The sequence below is a fragment of the Cupriavidus sp. UYPR2.512 genome (genome assembly GCF_000379565.1).
Taxonomy (GTDB): Bacteria; Pseudomonadota; Gammaproteobacteria; order Burkholderiales; family Burkholderiaceae; genus Cupriavidus.
The window spans coordinates 1-5,944 of sequence record NZ_KB902923.1 but is presented as its reverse complement, the minus strand read 5'-3'; the positions used below and the strand labels follow the sequence as shown (position 1 = coordinate 5,944).

Here is a 5,944-nt window from a genome sequence, read left to right as displayed (position 1 = left end):
CTTGCCACCGCCGAACAGGTCCGCGGCATGCTCCACCAACTGCTGCTTCCACGCGGTGATCTGGCTGGGGTGCACGTCGTACTGCTGGGCCAGCTCCGCCAGCGTCTTTTCGCCCTTGAGGGCCGCCAGGGCTACCTTCGCCTTCAACCCCGCCGAGTGGGTTCGCCTGCTTCGTTTCGTCATCTTCTGAGGTCCTTTCTGCCCGCCATTATGGCCGGCTCAGACCCCAGCTCTTCCATTTATCCGACTGTCCGAATTTCCGGCGCCACCTCTGTTTCCCACGTTATGGCGCGCGCCATCAAGTAGTAGGTGCGTTCATCAAACTTACCGTTGATGGTGTACGAGGATCTTGGTGGGTATTGCGGTTGAATCCTTCTCTCGTACAGACCGCCAACGACGAACTTGAAGTGAAGGTCGTCCGATGACATTTCATAGCGCCGGCAATTGACGACATCCACCCAGTGCCCTTTCGCCTGAGCGAGATGTTTCTTCACGAAGAGAACGGCAAAGGCCTCCTCAGTGTTCGCGTACTCCCGGTACTTTTTGAGTAGCCTGTGATCCATAAATCAGACCCCTTGATAATCGACTTCAGTCGGCTGAGGGGAGGGTGCTGGTCGGCACTTCCCTCAGCCACGGACGCTAACCCGCCAATTGTCGAGGGCTCTACGTGGCCATCATGGCTCTCTTTTGAGCCTTGGCGTCACGCAAGTCGATCCGAGCTTTGTAGTTGTGCTTCTCCAGCAAGTGCAGCAGATTCTGACCGTCGATGAGCATGATGGGCTTACCCGTGGCGAAATCGTAGGAGTCCTTTCCAAAATTGGAAGTGGTCACGAGAATCCCTTTGATTGCCTTCTCGTGAATGACGGTGCCGTAGAGATCGCGTACAGCCGATACGTTCACCGTGTTGGTGTAGCACTTTGCCTGGACAACGAATTTGCCACCGCGCAATGGGTCGGGATCGAATACGACCGCGTCGACCCCGCCATCGCGAGACGATTGCGTGATGTTGACTTCCCCGCCGTTTGCAGCGAACTCCATTTCGAAGACCTGACGAATCAGGTGCTCGAAATCCTCCCAGTCCATGGCCGCCAGGTTGACGCCTTCATCAAGATTCTCAGCGACCCCATAGGAGTCCACAAAGCGGCTATCCTCTCTCACCCATTGCATCACCGGCGCGACGGCGACCATGTTGCTCAGCTTCGCACTACTAATGCCTTTGAGCGCCCTGAAGCATTCCTTCGGTTCCACCTGGCGAAGATTCAGCTTGCGGATATCGTCCTTTCCGGCCCGCAAAGAAAGGATGCAAGGGGTAATGTCTTCGCCGGTTCGTTTGTCAATCGTTTCGACAATCCCATTGAAGAGGACGGCGTCGATTGCGTCGTGTATGTCGGCCTCGAAAACCTCATAGAGCGAGCGCAGAGCGATTTGATAAATGACGGTGTCGTAAATGCGCAACGCCTCGGCTTCAGAGATGTACGACTCGTCGAAGTCATCTCGAGTGACAACGTATTTTACCGCCTTCAGCCTGGGAATATCATCGGGTGTGGGCAGCGCAGCCTGGATCAGCAACGTTTTCGAGCCGGGGTCATAATCCAACTCGAAATGAATGTCGAGCGAGTCAGGATAGGGGGAGTCGGTCAAAACATAATCGCAAAACGCGGCGATCGCCTCAGGGTCTCGTGCCAACCAAGCGGTTCTCTCGCGGTCGATGGACAAATGCTGCTCCACTTGTTGCGCATTATGTTCGTCGCGTTTGTGCACCCATGCCGCATGCACGGTCTCATACGCGTTAAGCCTTCTCTCTTCTGCCTCACGGTGCATTTCCACGGCAGTCCGGTGACCTGCGGCCAAATCAGACTGCTCTTTTTCCCAGTGGAACATGGCGGCGTTGAATCGAGCCTCGCCTTCCGCGATCCGTTTGAGGCCGCGGCTCTTCAGGAGTTTATCCACCCAGCCCAGCTTTGGCAGAAACTCTGCCATCACCGGCCTTGCACTGCCCGAGCCCCTCACCGGCGTCGGTTTCGGGGAGGGCCGTTGGGGCTCAGCCTCTTGGAAGGGTGTCCGATCTTTCCGTGACTCCCACTCGATGATGACGGGATCATCGAGCCGACTTGCAAGAAGACTGCCCAACGCCTCGAGTTCAGCCTTCGCGTCGTCCGTCCGATCCTCAGCCTCTTGTTTGCCTTCGGCCTTGCGGTCGTCGACGAGGCGGCGGCTTTCCGCACGCTGTGACTTCCGCTCATTCTGTTCTTCGATCACGGCCCAACGCCTGTCCCACTCCTGGGCGAGCATATTGGCCTTCGTCTCCACAACGTGGTAGTCCCTATCTCTGAGAAACCGGTGTTTAGACAGGCCGTCGTGCGAAACCTCAACCGCGAATGATCTATGACCCCGGGCGCTATATTGCGCCGTAATTGTTCCGATTATTGTTGTGCTCATGGATAACAGACGAAATTAGAACGCTGCGACCAGGTCGCCAACTTCCCGAAAGGAGTGTTGACTTTGGGCACGAAAAACAAAGAGCCTTCTCACCCGTTCGGTCTCGCACCATCCAGTGTCCCCACATTGTGGCAAGTCCCGAGGGAATCCGCTCTCCCAACGATGGTGGGGAGGTCACGGCGCAGGCGGCCCATCTATTTTGGGGCTTGGTCGGCCAGCAAGCGAGTCCGGTGAACGTCCGTAGACTCCCAGTTAAAAGCCGTAGCGGATTCACAACAATTCGGGCTGCGGAAGAAGCACTGATGATCTCGGCCGAGGAAATGGTTTTAGGACGCCAAACGCTATATGAAAGCCAGTACGGCTCCGATCACTAAAACAGTGACGATCGCACTAATCCACCGCCAATTCAGTTTGCTTGACGGTCGCGCGGGGCGACATATTGCCCGTTCAGACTGATGGAACTCTCCCAAACCACCGCTGTAAAGCTTCTCCCAACGCATTTCCATTTCGAGCCTCTCCATCTACAGGGGAATTCTTCAACATGCTGATGGCCTTTGCAAGAGGGAGGCGCTTCGCCAGGCCGGCAAGTGATAGATAGGCGGGAGGGCGGCGGGCCGTAGCCGACCCACTATCGTCGTTCGTCACAATGCCACGCTCATGGCTGCTTCCAAGGTACAACGGCCGTCGAAAGCGCCGGCGGTTCGACTGAAAGGTCGAACGGGACCTGGTGCTCGACAGCGCCCGGCACTGCGCCTCGCTGCTCCGCAAGCAAAACGCTTTTGGGCGACGTTGTACTTCTGTGGGGCGACCGCTTACAATCGTTCGTCGCCCCCAACGGAGCTTAACCGGGCCCGCGTTAACGCAGGCTTCTCACGAGGTAACCCCGCGCGCTGCGGATCGCCGATTTGCGTACTTTCCGCGACGATCCCTGATAAAGGAGAAAGACGGACCGGGGCGACACCCGATTTCTACGCACGGGTTCACATGACAAAACTTCCTAGCATGGACCAGATCATCGAGGCTCTGGTCCGGAGTAGCCCGTCGTTTTTCTCCCGCAGGGTGCTCGGCATGTCCTACGATCACCTAAAGGCGATCGTCTACCCTCGCCCGTCATACCAGAGCTTCACCATAAAGAAGCGGGACGGTACCGACCGGACGATTCACGAGCCGCGCAAGCCCCTGAAAATCATTCAGGTGAAGGTGCTGGCGTTCCTCAAGGAACGCTCGTCGCCACTGAAGCCTGCAGTGCACGGCTTCGTCGCCAAGCGCAGCATTCTGACCAATGCGCTGGTGCATTGCTCGCCGAAGACCAAACACGTATTCAACGTCGACCTAGAAGACTTTTTCCCCAGCATCACGTTCTACCGTGTGCGCGGGGTGCTGTTGCACCACCCGTTCAACTTCTCCCATCAGGTGGCGACAGTCATCGCACACATCTGTACGCTGGACAATGTGCTGCCGCAGGGCGCACCGACGTCGCCATTCCTGTCGAACCTTGTGTGCCGGACGATGGACCGGGACCTGACGGACCTTGCCCGCCGGAGCATGGCGCGCTATTCCCGGTACGCCGACGACATCACATTCTCGTTCCGCGTCAGCAAGACGTTGAAGCTTCCGGCCGCCGTATGCTCCGTCAATGGCGACGGCGATCTGGCGATTGGGACGGAACTGCACGATATCATCGTCAACAAGCACCACTTCAAAATCAACTCGGCGAAGACGCGTCTGAGCGATCGGACGCGTCGGATGGAGGTCACTGGGTTGACGATAAATCGGTTCCCAAACGTGCCGCGGGTCTTCATCGACCGCATCCGTGGGGCTCTTAACGCTTGGGAGAAGCACGGTTACGACCAAGCAGACAAGGCATGGCAGGCTCGCATCACAGCAGCCGCCACTGGCGCTTACGAGAAAAAGCCGTGGAAGCGTCAAATACGGACCGGAAAGGCGCCTGCGTTAAAGAACGTGCTGTGGGGAAAGTTACTCTACCTGCGCATGGTGCGCGGGAAGGACGATCTGATCTACACCCGCCTCGCAGAGCGCTACAACGCCGCGGCCGCCGCCACTACCGCGGCCGGGTCGTTCTCCGCGCCGACGTTGCCGGTCGAGCCAGTTGTGCGGGACAAGGAAACGGCGCTGGACGCGTGCTTCGTTGTTGACTGGTACGGCGACTACAAGCATCCCGCCCTCGGCGACGAGATGCCGATGGCTCAAGGGACCGCCTTCGTCTACCGAGAACTCGGCCTGATTATCACGTGCAACCACGTCTTCGAGTGGGAAGGGCAGGTCGGAAAGGTGGACACGGTGATCGACTACGAAAGCCCGTACCTGACAAACAAGATCCTGCAACTCATTCAACCGGGAACGAAAAAATCGTGGCCAGCGAAGGTTCTCTTCCGTGATAAGCCGATGGATTTCGCTATTCTGGCGTTTGCCGAGGAGCCTCCTCAGCATCGGTATTTTTCAGCAATGGATACCCCGATCGAGCCCGGCGCGCAGGGCGTGCTGATCGGGTATCCGGCCTGGAAACAATGGACGCTGCCGGACTTCAACGACCAGAAGGTGCTGAACCGGACATCCCCACACGCGGGCATGAACAGTTTCACGATCACCGGTGCCGGCAGCATCCGCCCCGGTAATAGCGGTGGACCGTTCACGGACGATCGTTTCCGCGTCGCCGGGATGGCGCAACGTGGTGCGTACATGGGCTCGGGCCATGACGAGAGCCTGTGCTTCGAGATCATCGACGACCTAATCGCCAAATACAAAGCGTCGCTGGTCCCGCCGCCGGCAGCGATCTCTGTTCCGCCTGCTGCGCCCGTGATTGGATCAGGGGCACCTCCTGCTACACCGCCCGCATCGATTCCCGTACTGCCTGCTCCGCCTGCGCCAGCCCCCCCCCAATGCGGGGTGCACCCGCACCTGCCGCAGCGCCGACGCCACCGGTCCCACCGCCCGCGTCCGACGCATGAACCGAACGACCGCTCAGGCCGATTACGCGATTACGCGACGCCGGCTCTCGCGATCGAGTGACCGCTTGCGGAGTGGAACTGCCGTCTAAGGATCCCAGCGACCCATCGAACAAAGGTCCCCTCGTGGCCGGCTAGTGCCTGACGTATCGCCCGAGAGCGGCCACTGATAGCGGCATGCATGCGACGATCTTGCCGAAAAAGCGCGGCCCTGTCGCTAACGGGTATCAGCGATGTAGCCGCGTTTTTCGACGAAACTGCACTCTTGCTGATCAAGCCGCTGAAATTCCGGCAAGGCCTGCGGTGACGCAAAGTGTCAGATTTAATACGGACTGAGCCGAAGTGACGCTTTTATTGAGCTAGGAGTGGAAGCAACACTGTCACTTAAACCATTATAATTCAACACTAGTGTCCGGTTTATTTGAGGGTCATTGGCTTGGAAGCCAATGCTGACGCGGGTTGTGAGGATTCCATGGGTGTCCACGATTTGAATTTCGAACGGAAAATTTGCGATCCTTTCGGGTTTCAACGACCAGGAT

Annotated in this window: 4 protein-coding genes; 1 reads left to right on the top strand and 3 read right to left on the bottom strand. The window is 58.0% G+C overall.

Features of this window, described 5'->3' with window-relative positions; genetic code table 11:
- The 3 genes from A3A5_RS0111430 to A3A5_RS0111420 all read right to left on the bottom strand — a co-directional run.
- Window positions 1–183 (bottom strand): helix-turn-helix domain-containing protein (locus A3A5_RS0111430; protein ID WP_026200673.1); only part of this gene is annotated, 183 nt, incomplete at its 3' end.
- Window positions 184–239: 56 nt separating this feature from the next.
- Window positions 240–563 (bottom strand): hypothetical protein, encoded by a 324-nt coding sequence (locus A3A5_RS0111425; protein ID WP_018310704.1) that lies wholly within the window; start codon window positions 561–563, stop codon window positions 240–242.
- A gap of 100 nt (window positions 564–663) precedes the next feature.
- Entirely contained in the window at window positions 664–2,259 is a 1,596-nt protein-coding gene (locus A3A5_RS0111420) for a restriction endonuclease (protein WP_198293130.1), read from the bottom strand.
- 1,182 nt (window positions 2,260–3,441) lie between these two features.
- On the opposite strand from A3A5_RS0111420, the gene A3A5_RS0111415 reads away from it, so the two are divergent.
- On the top strand, window positions 3,442–5,469 hold the full coding sequence (locus tag A3A5_RS0111415) for a reverse transcriptase domain-containing protein (protein WP_018310702.1): 2,028 nt from the start codon (window positions 3,442–3,444) through the stop codon (window positions 5,467–5,469).
- Window positions 5,470–5,944 lie beyond the last annotated feature (475 nt).